We start from the raw sequence: 14430 nt of genomic DNA on the forward strand, positions 1-14430 counted from the left end.
TGCTGCCCAGGTGGGAAAACATTTTAAGGCTGAAGGTTCTTCCGCCTCCTCATCCCGTTTGGTGGCGGGAAACTACCAAACCATCTGCCGGGCTGAAAAAATTTTTGCCGATTATTTCGGGTATGACGATGCCATCTTCTTTTCCAGCGGATTTCAGGCAAACCTGGCCATTCTCTCAACCTTGTTTGAAAAGGGAGACACCCTTATCTTTGATAAACATGTGCATGCAAGCTGCGTCAAGGGAATCTCCTTAAGCGGTGCGTCTCTTAAGGGATATCGCCACAACAACCTGGAACATCTGGAAAAGCGCCTGGACGCTGCGTCTTTGGAAAACAAAGGCGTTGTTACTGAATCTTTGTTCAGCATGGACGGGGATATTTTACCCGTAAAAAGATTTGGGGATTTAAAGAAAAAACATAGATTTTATGGGATTGTGGATGAAGCCCATGCCTTTGGCGTCCTGGGGGACAAAGGCAGGGGAATTGCCCATGGGGTGACGGATATAGCCCTTGGCACCTTTGGCAAGGCCCTGGGGCTGTTTGGCGCCTTTGTGCTGCTGCCGTACGGGGTAAAGGAGTATCTCATGAATTTCGCTTCCCCGCTTATCTACACCACCTCCCTTCCCCAGGCCCATGCCCTGGCTGCCGTGGATGCCCTGGAACTTGTGGAGCAGGGAGACAACGTGCGGAAAACCTTAAAGGATGTCAGTGCGTCCATGGGCGAAACACTGATCCGGGAAGGATTCCAGGTGGTTGGAGACGCCCATATCATATCTGTGCTGATGGGAGATGAAAAAAAAGCGGCACAAGTCTCCCAGGATCTTCTTTCCCGGGGCATCCTGGCTTTTTCGGCCCGTTTTCCCACAGTACCCTTGGGAAAGGCTATATTAAGGCTGGGCTTAACCGCTCTGCACCGGGAAGAGGATATTCAAACCTTTGTAAATACACTAAGAGAGGTAGTCTAACGCGGGCTATGCCCGCGTTAGTATTATACATTATAAATAGGGAGTTACAGGGGGAGATACCGTGTGTCTGCAAACCAGCCTTCATAATTGCCGGATTCGCATTTTTAAAACCCGAGCTTACCAATATCCAGTTGCAAAATTTGACACTGATTGCATCGGCTTTGATTCTCGGGGCGAAATTCAACCTTACCGAAATCAGCCGAATGTGGCTGAAGCAAAAGAGCATATCATCGCTGTCCGAATTTTTATCGGACAGCAAATTTTGTACTATCGAAATGCAACGCCTGCATTTGCTGAACATGCGCGATACCTACAAAATTGTCAAAGGCAACTTTTTGATTGACGACACCATGAAGCATCATACCCAATTTTGCAAATGGATTGAATTTGAACAATGCCCCAAATTCTTAAATCGGCCGAAACGATGATCCAGCAGAAGATACTCAATTCAGGATGAGCCCTTTAAAACGGCCGATTCATCTTAATCCGCCTGGGGTGTTGCCGGGTTCTTTGCGGCGGCCTGCAAGCGTTCTGCCAAGAATTCCACATAGCTGTCAAATTCATGGGAGTCCGACGCCTTTAATCTGGCGATATTACTTTTAAAAAAGCTTGGCGGTACGAATAAATAGGTTCTTTTCTTATACGTCCAATGCCGCGACTCACTTTGATATTCGTGCTCATCCTTACCGTTTACATTGCCCAGGTCAAAGATGTTCTGCCTGTCTTCCTCAGGGTCCCTGCTGACGGTATACGGGTCTATCTTCACCACAATCGCCGATGTTTGAGGAACCCCCAACAATAACTCGCAAATAAAAAAAATGTTGCCGCTACGGCAAAACCTGCGTTCATCTTTACTCATCTTTTGCCATTGGTCAGAAGAAACCTTCTGATACCCCATTCCGTTAAACATTCCCTTGGAAAAATGGAGCGGAGACTCAGAAAAATTCCGGTTCAATATGGTCTGAATTAACTCTCTCCCCAATGATGCGCCCACCCCCTGACTGCAGAACTCACCCTCTTCCACGTTCGTCTCAACAAACATTCCCGACTGGTTCAAAATATTTTTTAATACCTGATAATTGTAAATGGAAAACGGTTTTTGGGTAACCGGATTAACGGTTGAATGAACGGCTTTGGTCATTGCCGTAAAAAACACGCTGACATCCATGAAGGAATTTCGAATATCTTCATTAAAGTGCTGGATGCTGTCGGCAGTTGCACACAGCAAAATATTTCCGGTTTCATTGAACACATAGTGCTTTGCCAGCGGCAAATACTGAGGCAAAAACGCTTCCTGGCCGGATGACTCCGCGCCTTCACCTTTCCGGGTCAACCAGCGCCAAAATTTTCCTGACATTTCCGGCCCCTCTTTTAAATTTAGGATGACGTGGCTTCGGGTTCAGGTGTGCCGGCAAGGATAGCAGATCTCATCGATTCAACCAGGTTGTTGAATTCCGGATCTGACATGGCCTCGTTTAACGCTGACGCATGTTTTACAAAAGAAGGCGGTACAAACAGATACACCGCTTTACCAATTTTCATTTTTATTTGAGAACTTTCGACTTTAAGGCAGGGTCCTGCTTCCCAAAGCCCTTTTGCAGTGGTTGCGTCCACGGAAATAACAATCGGGGTAATGGATACGGCCCCCAGCAAATACTCGCAAACAAAAATAATCGTGCCGACTTTCTTGCTTTGACTGGACGTATCAGAGGCAATCTTTACGGCTTCCTGGCCCATCCCCATAATCATATCCATCAAGGATTTTCCAATGGAAGCCAGGTTCCCGCTCAAGCCCAGAAGGGCCTGTATCAACTGACTTCCCAGGGTGATTCCTTTTTGTTTGCTCTCAAAATCAATGATGCTTTCAGTAATTTTGACAAACAAACCAGAGGAAGACACCAGCTTGTCAATGGCGTCATAATTAAACAACCCGGCACCGGCCTCTGACATGGCCTTGGTCATTGCTGCAAAGAAGACGCTCACCTGGCCGAAGGCCTCTTCAGCCTCCCCGGATATGGAAACGGTTTCCTTTCCGGTGCCGTTCAAGGTTGTCGCCACAAACAGGTTGCCGGTTGCATTGACAACAAATTGTTTCGTGGCAGGGATTTCCGAACTTTTACTTGTCGTTAAATTCGCGGCCCTTGTTTCTGCATTACTGATAAGATAACCTTCCTGGGGTTCAGTGCTTGGCATGTCATCCTCACTTTCATGGTCATAGGTGTTGAAACGTATTGATTTCATATAAAAAAGGTATCGGTAATCAGGCAATCAAACCCATTGCCCGATAGGTATTCCGGCCTGCAATTCCGTCCGGTTCCAAACCGTGTTTCTCCTGCCAGGTTTTCAACGCATCTTCCGTGTTGCTGTCGAAGATGCCGCCGGCATCAATCCCAAGTTTTTCTTGAACCTTGACCACCCAGTCCCCTGAATCACCCTTCCTGACGATTTCAAATTGTTCCGGCGGAGCTGTCTCGTCGGGAATCTTGCCCAGGAAAAGAGCCACGGCATCTGCTCTCAGCCCTTCCACCCGGCGCTGCCATCCTTTCCCAAAGGATGGCCAGGTCGATAATGCATTGAGAAAGGAGAGCCGCTGATCACAGATCCCATGTATCACAGAGACCCCGTCCTCCGCCTGGGTCTTTGAAATGGTATTCGGACCGATATGACCATCCTGGGCTTCGCCGACAGCAGCCTGAAGCCATTTGACACTCCGCCCGGGCCCGGAATTCACAGCGCCGTCAAAAACCGTTAAATCCACACCGTCCGGCAGGTCGTCACACAGGCATGTATTCCAATACCCGGTACGGTAGATGTGGGACAACTCCCCGGAACTGATCTGCCTCAAATCCTCTTTTGTCTTGTCCGCACCATAGAACCTCCGGTACGTGAGCAAGGTCACCCCTTTCATGGTTGCACCGCCCGGATCATCCTTATGATCTGACCAGCTCCCTTCACTCTTCAATACATGGTCCAGGCAAAATTCAAAATTTTTTTTCATATCCATGTCTCCGGTGATATATAATCCACTGCAAACTATGATTTACATTTACCGCTCAGGTCTTATAATAACCCGGTATAATTACTTTTGGGAATCAAAAAATGATAAAAAAAGATATATTTAACCATGATGTAAAAGCCCGGTTCCAGGCCTCGGCCAAAGAACGGCTGTACCGTTTTTTAATGGCGGATGACCAGATTAAAGGGGTGGTGGTGCATGCCACCCGGATGGTTAAAGAGATGCAGGCAAACCATGATCTGGGTCCTTTGGAAACCCTGGTTCTGGGCCAGGCATATATTGCCGCGGCCCTGATGAGCGCGCCCCTGAAAGGCCGGGACCGGATTGCAATGAACATCCGGTGTTCCGGCCCCATAAAGGGCCTTGATGTGGAAGCCAATGCCTTTGGGGAGATCCGCGGATATTTAAAGGCCAACCCCATTGAAGTAGAAAATCCGGAAAGGATCAAACGGCTGTCCACCCTTTACGGGGCAGGTTTTTTGTCGGTGACCAGGTACATAGAGGATGCTAACCGACCCTATACCGGCCAGATTGCCCTGGCCCACGGCGCCATTGCCGAAGATCTGGCAGAATACTTTCTGACCTCGGAACAGATTCCTTCAGGCTTCAGCCTGGGCGTGGCCTTTGATGAAAATGAAAACATCACCGGTGCAGGCGGTATATTTTTGCAGGCCCTGCCGGGTGCCCAACCCGATAACGTTGCCCGGGCCGAAACCATGATCCGGGAAATCGACGCTTTAGGCCACCGCTTTGCCCCGGATCAGGCGGATCAGACACCGGAATCCATCATTAAGACCGGTTTTGCCGACCTGTCACCGCGGTTTCTGGACAGTTCCCGGGTGGAATTTTACTGCCGGTGCTCAAAGGAGCGAATGGCAGACTACCTTAGGAACCTGCCAGAAGAAGACCGTACCGATATCCTGGCCAACGGCCCATTTCCATTGGCGCTTCGCTGCCATCACTGTAATTCAACCTACCGGTTCAGCCAAAAGAAGTTAACCGGCATTCTTAACTTAAGATAACCACGGATGCGGCAAGAAATTTCAAATGACCCAAAAGCGCCTGCGCCAGCCGGGTAATCAGCTCTGATGGGGGAATACCGCCTAACAGGACAGGAATGACTTCCAGCTCCAGGATAGCAGCGGCCGCAGCAGGAAAATTTAAATCATAGACCATTCCGGCCTGAAAAATCCTCATGTTATTAAGCGTGGTTACACAGCTTGAATCGTTCTGCCGGGTTTCAAGAAGGGCCCGGGTAGTTTTGGAGCTGTCAAGATCAAGGGATGCGCAAAGCATCTCCATGGCCCTGCAGACCCGGGCAGTATGCGTCTGTTTGAGCACAAATGGGTAAGGATCTTCGGCCTTGTCAACAAAAGGGCTGGCATACGCATGAAACTGTTTTTCTATCTTTAAAAAATCATCGTGGGTCATCATAAATCAGGTTTCCAAAAAACAATGTGTGCAATCTTCAAACCCTGATGATTTATTTGTCTGCCGGCGAAGCAGCTGTCTCGTTTCTGACAAAAAACATCATGATAATACAGCCAAGGACAAAGAAGGCAAACGCTGCGATCAAAGGATCATCTCCGGTGGGAAGGACATTGATATTGGTCTGGATTGCCACATGTTCAAGGCAGACCACTTCTCCTGCCTGTTTTACATACTGCTGGGCCATGAATACAATCTTTTTAAAGGGCCACAACGCATAAAGCGAGCCTGCCATCAGCCCGCCTAAAAAGGCCATGGTGGCATTATAGTAACGGGAAAGAACAAAGCTGACCAGCCGGGCAAACAAAAGACCGCCCAGACCCACCCCCAGGCCGAATACCCCCAGAAATATAAATGTCTCCAAATGAAAGGACTTTAATTCGGAAATGGCTGAAATAACATCAAAATAGATCCCCAGTAAAATCAGTACCAGGGACCCGCTGACACCCGGCAGCACTGTGGCGGAGATGGCAAGGGCACCACAAAGTGCAATATACAGATAGTCCCCGGAAGAATAACTTTGGACAGTTGAAATCCTTTTTCCCGATTCACGCACAGAACCATCCTGACCGGCAGCAGAAACGGACTGGGCCTGGCAGGCCCGGGCAAGATGATCGGACTTCATCTTGATTTTATCATAGGGGTTGACCATGGCTGATACCCACACCGTGATGCCGATCCCGGCCAGAAGGCAAGCCACTGCCCAGGTATCAAAACGCCTGAGCATCTTTACCGGGATAATGACAGAGACCAGAATCAGTCCGAAAAAAAAAGAATAGGTTACTGAAAAATGGTGGAGCAAAAGATATTTCATCAGACTGGACAGGGCAAGAATGGCCACGGCGGTCCCGGCCGCAAGTTTAAACAGGAAATAAAAACCGGTTTCCCTGAAAAATGTACATAAATTTTTAATTCCCTTAACCGGGTGTATGAAACAGGAGAGAACAAGTTCAAGGCATTTTAAAATAAAGGATTTATTGATCTGGTTTAAAATTGAAAACACCCGTTCATATATCCCGAAAACCAGCAGAAATGTCCCGCCGGAAACCCCCGGGATGATATTGGCGACGCCCAGGCAGAACCCCATGAGCAACTCTTTTATGGTTGCCGAGGTGGCAGAAGAAAAAAAGGACATAAAAATTTACCTATGGGATGAGTTAATTGCTACCTGTTTTTCTGCAACGCCGCAGATGGGTGACGTTAGGTTCAAACACGATCTAAGCTGGCCACCCGTGTTCGCCGATCAGCTTAACAAAACGGCAGCCGCCCAGATTGACCGTTCTGATGCCGGTGCTGGTTTTTTCAATACGTAAAAGCTCCTGGGAATGCAGCCCCCCCACGGGCATGACCAGGCGTCCGCCCTCTGAAAGCTGATTCACTAAAGGTTCAGGGACCTGATTGCCGCCGGCCGTAACAATGATGGCGTCAAAGGGACTTTCGGCTTTCCAGCCCTGGGTGCCGTCGGAATAGCGGGTTACGATATTATGGTATTTCATGCGGTCAAACAGTTTCCGGGTCTGTAAATATAAGGTATTATTCCGTTCAATGGTATACACCCTGTAAACAATACGTGACAGCACAGCAGCCTGATAACCGGAGCCTGTGCCGATCTCAAGGACGCGTTCCTGGCCTGTCAGGGTCAGGCTCTGGGTCATTTCAGCGATGATAAAAGGCTGGGAAATGGTCTGGCCCTCACCAATGGGAAGCGGAAAATCTCCATAGGCGCTGTCCACCAGGGCTTCACTGACAAAAAGATGGCGGGGCACCTGGAGCATGGACTGGATCACCAGAGGATCGCTTATCCCCCTGGCAATGATCTGCTTTTCCACCATATCCCTGCGCCAGCGCGAAAATTTTGTGGGTTCGTCTGTCATGGCCTTTTAATACCAGCAACCGCCGGAGCCGTCAAGCATTAGAAAACGGGTTTAAAGCACGTAATCAAAGCCGTTATGGGAATTAACCGCTTTTCATCTTTCCCTTGCGTTTGGGCGTCAGTAAACGTAAATAAAAAGCCATGGATAAAACGTTAAAAATGGAAATGGCCGTAATTATCGCGGTTCTGTTTTTTATATTCGGCACTGCCGGGTACATGGCCATTGAAGGCTGGGGTGTCCTTGATTCCGCCTATATGACAGCCATTACCCTGAGCACTGTGGGATTTCTGGAAGTCCACGATCTGTCAGACGGCGGACGGTTGTTCACCATTTTTCTGATATTTACAGGCGTAGGATATTTTCTGTATCTGGGCGGCGTTTTCATCAGTTCGGTAGTGGACGGTGAAATTAAAAGCATGCTGGGGAGGAAGCGTTTGGACAACAAAATAAAAAAAATGAACGATCATTACATTGTCTGCGGGTACGGCCGCATCGGAAGAGTGCTGTGCAAGTTCGTGGGCGAAGATACCCAGGACATTGTCGTCGTAGAACAGAGTGAAGAACTCAAAGATGTCCTGGAAAAGGATAAAATCCACTATATCATCGGAGATGCCGGAAACGAGGAGGTTCTGGAAAAAGCCGGGATCAAGCGGGCAAAAGCCCTGGTGGCGGTCCTTGCAACGGATACGGCAAATGTATTCCTGGTACTCACGGCCAGGCAACTCAATCCGGACATCTATATTATGGCCCGGGCATCAAGCCCCATGGTGGGAAAGAAACTCTATGTGGCTGGTGCCAATCAAGTGGAATCCCCCTATGATATCGGTGGGGTTTCCATGGGGTTGAAATTGTTGCGTCCTACGGTTTCCAATTTTCTGAATACAGCACTGTCCCGGCAAAGCGATGCCATCCAGATTGAAGAGGCCTTTGTACCGGAGATATCGGATTATGCAGGGAAACCGCTTAAGGATTCCGGCATCCGGCAGAATTATAACCTGATCATCATTGCAATCAAAGAGAAGTCAGGCCACATGGAGTTTGCCCCCCATTTTGAAACCATTATCCACCCCCGGGACACACTGATTGTCATGGGCAAAACCGCAGACCTGAAGGCATTCAGGCGTGCGCTTGGCAATATATAAAACCCAATATATAAGACATAGGATGCTTAAAACCTATGGATCAAACGGAAAACCAGAAACTCTTTAAGATTTTGCTGGACACGGCCCAAAAAGTTTCCAGGGGAGCGTATGAACAAACCAGCAGCCTCATGGAACTGACCAACCAGGAAAAGTATCCACCCATGGTCTCCGAAATGGCCGAGGCCTTGGGCATGATGATTGTCAAGGTGGAGGGCAGGGAATTCTACCTGGAACAACTTTTGGAGCAGCTTAAAGCAAAAAACAAAAAGCTTGAGGAGACCCTTGCCAGGGTCCGGCTTTTAGAAGGCATCCGGGGACATCTCAACAAATTCGTGCCAAAATCCGTTCAGGACATCATTGAACATAATCCTGAGAACCCGGACTTAGATAAGCATGAACGAGATATCTCGGTCCTTTTCCTGGATATCGCCGGGTACACCAAACTGAGTGAAACCACACCCCGTGAGAAGATGAACCATCTTATCGAAACCTATTTCAGCGAATTTCTCGATATCATCATGGAAAATCACGGGGATATCAACGAGACCGCAGGAGACGGCCTCATGATTCTGTTCATGGACCATGACCCGAAAAGCCATGCAAAAAATGCGGTGTCTGCGGCTGTAGGCATACAAAAGCGGACCGCCCAGATTAACGACACCCTTAGAAAGGAGAAAGACCCTTTGGTCGTGAACATGGGTATCAACTCCGGTATGGCTGCTGTCGGGTCAACACGATTTTCGGGCATTACCGGGGACCGTTGGACCTATACGGCCTCGGGCCCTGTCACTAACATCGCGGCCCGGATATGCGGCATTGCCGAAAAGGGCAGCGTTTTGGTCTCTGAATCCACGGCATCCCTCTTGGACCAGCAGTTTGCCATGGGAGCGCCTGAGTCCAAAATCCTGAAAAATGTCAGCGCCCCGGTGGTGGTACGGCAGATCCACATTGATTAACCCACACAAGCTACAGGTACCTATAGTTTTCCAGATAAATAATTTGCTAACATAAGTCCTTGAAAAATCAGGCAGCTTTTAATTCTTCACAATGCCCAAAAAGTAGTCGATAAGTCCGAATACTTTATAGCCTTTTCGTATTCCCGAAGTAGGAACAGTCGGTTGGTGTCCAATTGGTGCCCAGGTATAAGTCAGGCTGCCCCATTGAGGAAAGGAGACTTCATCTCCAAACAGGAGATATGCTTTTTGTTTTTGTGCCTGAGCGACAATGTCAGGTAATGTCTGCTCTATCCATATTTTGGGGCTTGATCTTATCCTGATCCAGCCACCGACGAACGGTACCGGCAGATATCGATTTTACAAATTTTTTTTTCAACGGCGGTTTGAGCAAGTTTCTCACCGGACCATCGTTTTCATGGCTTCCATTGTCACTGGGGTTTGAACAGGCCAATGCCGTGATCTGCGAACGCTGGAGGGCAGAAAATTTTCTGGGAGCACCCGCGCGCGGTAACCTTACTAAAAAATACCCCCTACAAAATAACCGTTCTACTCCCGTGAAGGAATATCCGTCGTTCGGCGTACATTTCGATCGCGCGGGCGAGCACTCTGGCCTCCGTATCCTGCCCCCGAATTTGCAATTTTTTCGGACAATCGCGGTGATCAATACGCATGACATCTTGTTCTATAATCGGCCCTTCATCAAGATTCCTCGTAACAAAATGCGCGGTTGCCCCGATAAGCTTCACACCGCGCTCATATGCCTGATGATAGGGTTTTGCGCCTTTGAAGCCCGGCAGAAACGAGTGGTGAATATTGATCACCCGCCCTGCATATCTCTCGCACATATTCTCGGAAAGGATCTGCATATAGCGCGCGAGCACAATGAGCTCTGTACCCGTTTCCTTGATAATCCTGAAATGCTGCTCATCAACCGCATCTTTATCAACAACCCCCTGTGTGGGCACATAATAAAACTTAAGCCCGAATTGCTCGGAAAGCTCTCGATTTACCTCATGATTTGATACTACGCCAACTATTTCAATGTTAAGGTGCTTTGTCCTCCAGCGATAGATAATATCGTTCAGACAATGATCATCTTTCGACACCAGAACAAGTGTCTTGACCGGCTCATCCATTTCTCTCATATACCAGCTCATGCCGAATCCCTCGGCCACAACCTCAAACATGGTTCTAAACTTTTCCTCAGCCCCTTCAGTTACGGCAGAAAACATAACGCGCATAAAAAATTGATTGGAATATGGATCGTCAAACTGCGAAGATTCCTCAATATTACAGTTTGAACCACACAAAGCGTTCGCAACCGCGGCAACAATTCCCGGACGATCATGGCAATTCAGGCAAAGTATGTACAAGCCCCCCTCCCTCTTTTCTTCTCAAAAATGTTTGATCGGATTTGCATTTTCACTGTTGTTGAAGGTTTCGGTATACCTATTTTTTTGGAGACCTTGTGACCCATCTTACGATCACCCCCCCCTAATAATATTTCATAATATCAAGTGCCCGCTTAAGTCTTTGGCAGAAAAATTGGATGCACTCTTTTCTGAATGCCAGTCCCTTGAAATATTCCTGTGCCCCGCAGGTGATGGTGGGGCAGTCTATGTCCATTCCCATTTTTTCAAACATACTGCGCCAGCTGTCCTGGTCACCCATGAGATCTTTTTCCACATGCATGCCCGCCAGAAACATCATGGGGATCAGGCGAATCCGGGTAAACGGTGTCCGGGCATGGTCTTTTTTGATCTGGCTGACAACGCTTTGGATAGTGGGAATCCCTTCAACCGTGGCCGCATAAACATTGTCATACAGACCTGAGACAAGATGACTGATGCCCAGATAGACCATGTTCACGGGATCTGCGGCCAATGGGGTTCCGTGCAGGGCAAGCAGGTTGATCTGGTTTTCCCCGGTGAGAAAATCCCCTGACACTTCTTCCAGAACTTCCTGGATAAAATCCCACCGGTGGCACAGGGTTTCACTCAAGATCACCCGTAATCCAGGGAAATATAAAGAAGACTCTTTGACCTGCTGATACTCTGTGCCGGGAAAAACGTGCAGGGGCTGGACAACGGCTTTGCGATACCCGTCAGACTCCACTTTGGCCAGGGTTTCCAGAAGACTGGGAAGCCCTCTTTTCCTGCGGATGATCTCGGATGTATATGCCCAGTATATCTGATAGTCGGCAAAATTTCCGGCAAGCTGGGCTTCAACTGCGTCCATGGCTGCCTGCCCCCTGGAAGAAGAGCCAAACGCCGCAATAATGATTGCCGGTTGATCTTTAAGTTTTGGCAGCCGCATTTTGCGGCCAATGTAACCATGCTGATGCATTATAAGAACCTTTCTTGATCATCTAAATTATCAATTTTTTTTAAATAGTACTATTCCGCTTTATTCCAATTGTCAATTATATGACCATGGACATGGCAATCATTTTCAGCCCAAGCCTGTCTTATTTATAAAAGACTTATTAACTTGGTATGAATAATATAGATTCGCCTTGACTTTCTTTTTTCGGTCTTGTACTACAGGGATGATTTAGCCGGCCCGTTTTGTGGAGTCAGCTAAAACACGCCATGGATTTAAAAAATATTGGACTTCAAGGTTGATGAAAGGGAAGATAATGGGAAGTGAAAAGAATCAGGTATCCCGGGATCATGGCAGAACATGGATGGGGCGCGTTGTCATGGTCTGCCTGTTCATATTCCCGGCATGGATTGGATCTGCCGCCCATGCCCGGGTATCGGTGCCAAAGGATATTGAAGCCCCGGTTGCCACCTCGGTGGATACCCGCCAGGCCACCCAGGCGGCCCGGGAAAATTGGGATGCCCGGCGCCAGGCCCTTGCAGAGGAATATGACCGCCTTAAAGCGGAAAATGACCAGCTTGCCTTTGCCAACAGGAACCTGGCCAAAAAGGCTTTGGATCTGGAGAAATCAAATCAGGACCTTACCCGGGAAAAAGAGGAGGGCCAGCGGATCAGAACTGAACTGGCGCCGTTTTTAGGGGACCTTCTTAGGCGGCTGAAGTCCCTTGTGGCAGCGGACGCCCCGTTTTTATCCCGGGAACGCAATGACCGGCTGGCCCGGCTGGGGGTGATCCTGGATGATCCGGATATCACCATTGCCGAAAGATATAGAAAAATGATGGAAGCCCTGTTTGTGGAAGCCGAATACGGCAATACAGTGGAGGTGTACCGGGAAAAAATTGTTGCGGACGGCGCAGAAGTCCTTGCAGATATTTTCCGTATGGGCCGGGTGGCGCTGTTCTTTCTGGCCCTGGACCGGGAAAGCGCAGGAATTTTTGATGTGGCGACAAATCAATGGCGCACCCTGGACAAAACCCGTGTGCCGGCCATTGAGGCTGTGGTGGAAATGGCGGCCAAACACCGGCCCATGGAGGTGGTGGCCCTGCCCCTGGGGGCCATTGCCCCGGAAGGGGGGGATCAGAAATGATACCAATGAAATCCCTGTTAATTCCTTTATTGGCCAGCCTGATCCTGGCCGCAACGGTTGTCTGCCTGGTCCCTGGGCCGGAAGTTATGGCCGCAGACATGCGTAAATCCTATGCCGATCTTGAACAAAAACGCCGGGATATGGCTGCTGAAGCGGCCAAAGCACTTGCGGCAGCCAAGGCCGAGGCCCTGGAAAATGCCCAGGCCATAAAAAAGGACAAAGATGCCCTTGTTTCGGCCATTGCAACGCTGAAATCCAAAAACAGCCGCCTCCAGACCGCCAATGGGGGGCTTCAGGGAAAAATTGATGTCCTGGCAGACGAACAGGCTAAACTGCAGAGCAGTCTTGAAGAATCCAGAATGGTGAACAAGGAGCTGGCAGGCTTTGTCAGAACCTGCGCCAAGGATCTCAACAGCCTTTTGGTTCAAAGCCCTCAAAGCGCCTTTGACAAAGACCGGAACAGTTTTCTTACACCTGTGATCAACCAGGAGCGGTTCTGGTCCATGGATGATATCCGCCGGATCTCCGATATCCTGTTTGACGAAATCCTGGCTTCGGGTGAGGTCTCCCTGCGCCAGGGCATGGTGGTGGACCGCCAGGGAAAGGACAGGGACGCCAGAATTTTGAGCGTCGGCAATTTTACCTCCCTTTATGTGCTCAATGATGAGCAGGGCCGGGAATCGGAAACCGGTTTTCTGCTCTATTCGGATCAAAGCAGCCGGTTTTTCGCCCTGTCCAAACTGCCCTCAAAAAAACTGGGGGATCAGATTGACGCCTATCTTGCCGGGCAAAGCGACTGTGTGCCCGTGGATATCTCCAAAGGCGGCGCCCTTCGGCGGTTTACCCATGAACTGAACCTGATGGACCAGGTGCCCAAGGGCGGCCCCCTTGTATGGCCCATCCTGGCCCTGCTGGGACTTGCCGTTCTCATCCTGGTGGAGCGCGGGTGTTTCTTTGTGCGGCATCAAATCCGGATCGAGCCTTTTATGGAAAAACTGTCCCCTTTGCTTGCATCCGAGAACTTTCAGGCATGCCGGGACCTGATGCAGGCCAACAGCCGGGGATTCATTCCCCGGGTCCTGCTTAAGACCCTGGCTGTAAGAACCCAGACCCGCACGGATATGGAAAATATGCTCCAGGAAGCGATCCTGGCAGAGATTCCCGCCATAGAACGGTTTTTATCCACCCTGGGCATGCTGGCCGCCATTGCACCGCTCATGGGGCTTCTGGGAACGGTTACCGGCATGATTAACACCTTTCATGTGATCACCTATTACGGAGCAGGAGACCCCAGAATGATGTCCGGCGGCATTTCCGAGGCCCTGGTCACCACCATGCTCGGATTGACCGTGGCCATTCCCATTATGCTGTTTCACACCCTTTTATCCCGGCGCGTGGAGACCCAGATCAGCATCATGGAGGAAAAGTCCGTGGCCTTTGTCAATATGGTGTTCAAGGCAAGGAACGGATGCCGGCCGCCTGAAATTTCCAGCGCAACAAACAGGGACCAGAATTAAGGAA

At 49.4% G+C, this 14430-nt stretch carries 15 protein-coding genes; 7 read left to right on the forward strand and 8 right to left on the reverse strand.

Annotation, left to right across the window (positions count from 1 at the left end):
* Nucleotides 1-964: aminotransferase class I/II-fold pyridoxal phosphate-dependent enzyme (locus tag AB7U36_RS00585; RefSeq protein WP_428157855.1), on the forward strand; the 964-nt coding region annotated here is incomplete at its 5' end.
* A 61-nt stretch (nt 965-1025) separates the two neighbouring features.
* Nucleotides 1026-1307, forward strand: a complete 282-nt coding sequence (locus tag AB7U36_RS00590; RefSeq protein ID WP_428157856.1) for a hypothetical protein — start codon at nt 1026-1028, stop codon at nt 1305-1307.
* 138 nt (nt 1308-1445) lie between these two features.
* Here AB7U36_RS00590 and AB7U36_RS00595 read toward each other — a convergent pair whose 3' ends face one another.
* From AB7U36_RS00595 to AB7U36_RS00605, 3 genes are read right to left on the reverse strand one after another with little or no spacing between them, the layout of a single operon-like run.
* Nucleotides 1446-2321, reverse strand: a complete 876-nt coding sequence (locus AB7U36_RS00595; RefSeq protein ID WP_428157857.1) for a hypothetical protein — start codon at nt 2319-2321, stop codon at nt 1446-1448.
* A gap of 20 nt (nt 2322-2341) precedes the next feature.
* Nucleotides 2342-3205, reverse strand: a complete 864-nt coding sequence (locus AB7U36_RS00600; protein WP_428157858.1) for a hypothetical protein — start codon at nt 3203-3205, stop codon at nt 2342-2344.
* A gap of 19 nt (nt 3206-3224) precedes the next feature.
* Nucleotides 3225-3962, reverse strand: a complete 738-nt coding sequence (locus AB7U36_RS00605; protein WP_428157859.1) for a glycosyl hydrolase 108 family protein — start codon at nt 3960-3962, stop codon at nt 3225-3227.
* Nucleotides 3963-4063: 101 nt separating this feature from the next.
* On the opposite strand from AB7U36_RS00605, the gene AB7U36_RS00610 reads away from it, so the two are divergent.
* Nucleotides 4064-5002 carry an Hsp33 family molecular chaperone HslO gene (locus AB7U36_RS00610; RefSeq protein WP_428157860.1) on the forward strand — a complete coding sequence of 313 codons (939 nt, stop codon included), beginning with the start codon at nt 4064-4066 and terminating at the stop codon, nt 5000-5002.
* On the opposite strand, the gene AB7U36_RS00615 is transcribed toward AB7U36_RS00610, so the two are convergent.
* The 3 genes from AB7U36_RS00615 to AB7U36_RS00625 all read right to left on the reverse strand — a co-directional run bounded on the left by AB7U36_RS00615 (nt 4989) and on the right by AB7U36_RS00625 (nt 7342).
* Nucleotides 4989-5414: a hypothetical protein gene (locus AB7U36_RS00615; RefSeq protein WP_428157861.1), complete on the reverse strand. Its 426-nt coding sequence runs from the start codon at nt 5412-5414 to the stop codon at nt 4989-4991. The genes AB7U36_RS00610 and AB7U36_RS00615 overlap by 14 nt on opposite strands.
* Before the next feature lie 49 nt (nt 5415-5463).
* Nucleotides 5464-6603: a DUF368 domain-containing protein gene (locus AB7U36_RS00620; RefSeq protein WP_428157862.1), complete on the reverse strand. Its 1140-nt coding sequence runs from the start codon at nt 6601-6603 to the stop codon at nt 5464-5466.
* An 82-nt stretch (nt 6604-6685) separates the two neighbouring features.
* Nucleotides 6686-7342, reverse strand: a complete 657-nt coding sequence (locus AB7U36_RS00625) for a protein-L-isoaspartate(D-aspartate) O-methyltransferase (protein WP_428157863.1) — start codon at nt 7340-7342, stop codon at nt 6686-6688.
* Between the two features lie 158 nt (nt 7343-7500).
* Between AB7U36_RS00625 and AB7U36_RS00630 the strand changes: the two genes are divergently transcribed.
* Entirely contained in the window at nt 7501-8484 is a 984-nt protein-coding gene (locus AB7U36_RS00630; protein WP_428157864.1) for a potassium channel family protein, read from the forward strand.
* 35 nt (nt 8485-8519) lie between these two features.
* Complete coding sequence (locus AB7U36_RS00635) at nt 8520-9440, forward strand: adenylate/guanylate cyclase domain-containing protein (RefSeq protein WP_428157865.1); 921 nt, start codon at nt 8520-8522, stop codon at nt 9438-9440.
* 530 nt (nt 9441-9970) lie between these two features.
* Here the strand turns inward: AB7U36_RS00635 and purU are convergent.
* Both purU and AB7U36_RS00645 read right to left on the reverse strand, forming a co-directional pair.
* On the reverse strand, nt 9971-10813 hold the full coding sequence (purU, locus tag AB7U36_RS00640; RefSeq protein ID WP_428157866.1) for a formyltetrahydrofolate deformylase: 843 nt from the start codon (nt 10811-10813) through the stop codon (nt 9971-9973).
* 121 nt (nt 10814-10934) lie between these two features.
* The gene (locus AB7U36_RS00645) at nt 10935-11756 is read right to left on the reverse strand and encodes a sirohydrochlorin cobaltochelatase (RefSeq protein WP_428157867.1); all 822 of its coding nucleotides are present in this window, start codon (nt 11754-11756) and stop codon (nt 10935-10937) included.
* Between the two features lie 322 nt (nt 11757-12078).
* Between AB7U36_RS00645 and AB7U36_RS00650 the strand changes: the two genes are divergently transcribed.
* Nucleotides 12079-12909 (forward strand): DUF3450 domain-containing protein, encoded by an 831-nt coding sequence (locus tag AB7U36_RS00650; RefSeq protein ID WP_428157868.1) that lies wholly within the window; start codon nt 12079-12081, stop codon nt 12907-12909.
* Nucleotides 12906-14426: a MotA/TolQ/ExbB proton channel family protein gene (locus AB7U36_RS00655; RefSeq protein WP_428157869.1), complete on the forward strand. Its 1521-nt coding sequence runs from the start codon at nt 12906-12908 to the stop codon at nt 14424-14426. Before AB7U36_RS00650 ends, AB7U36_RS00655 begins: the two co-directional genes overlap by 4 nt.
* Nucleotides 14427-14430 lie beyond the last annotated feature (4 nt).

The sequence above is a fragment of the Desulfobacter sp. genome, from assembly GCF_050177295.1.

Coding starts and splice junctions, on each gene's coding strand:
- AB7U36_RS00595 (WP_428157857.1), bottom strand. CDS start 2,321: ATGTCAGGAAAATTTTGGCGCTGGTTGACCCGGAAAGGTGAAGGCGCG.
- AB7U36_RS00600 (WP_428157858.1), bottom strand. CDS start 3,205: ATGAAATCAATACGTTTCAACACCTATGACCATGAAAGTGAGGATGAC.
- AB7U36_RS00605 (WP_428157859.1), bottom strand. CDS start 3,962: ATGAAAAAAAATTTTGAATTTTGCCTGGACCATGTATTGAAGAGTGAA.
- AB7U36_RS00610 (WP_428157860.1), top strand. CDS start 4,064: ATGATAAAAAAAGATATATTTAACCATGATGTAAAAGCCCGGTTCCAG.
- AB7U36_RS00615 (WP_428157861.1), bottom strand. CDS start 5,414: ATGATGACCCACGATGATTTTTTAAAGATAGAAAAACAGTTTCATGCG.
- AB7U36_RS00620 (WP_428157862.1), bottom strand. CDS start 6,603: ATGTCCTTTTTTTCTTCTGCCACCTCGGCAACCATAAAAGAGTTGCTC.
- AB7U36_RS00625 (WP_428157863.1), bottom strand. CDS start 7,342: ATGACAGACGAACCCACAAAATTTTCGCGCTGGCGCAGGGATATGGTG.
- AB7U36_RS00630 (WP_428157864.1), top strand. CDS start 7,501: ATGGAAATGGCCGTAATTATCGCGGTTCTGTTTTTTATATTCGGCACT.
- AB7U36_RS00635 (WP_428157865.1), top strand. CDS start 8,520: ATGGATCAAACGGAAAACCAGAAACTCTTTAAGATTTTGCTGGACACG.
- AB7U36_RS00645 (WP_428157867.1), bottom strand. CDS start 11,756: ATGCGGCTGCCAAAACTTAAAGATCAACCGGCAATCATTATTGCGGCG.
- AB7U36_RS00650 (WP_428157868.1), top strand. CDS start 12,079: ATGGGAAGTGAAAAGAATCAGGTATCCCGGGATCATGGCAGAACATGG.
- AB7U36_RS00655 (WP_428157869.1), top strand. CDS start 12,906: ATGATACCAATGAAATCCCTGTTAATTCCTTTATTGGCCAGCCTGATC.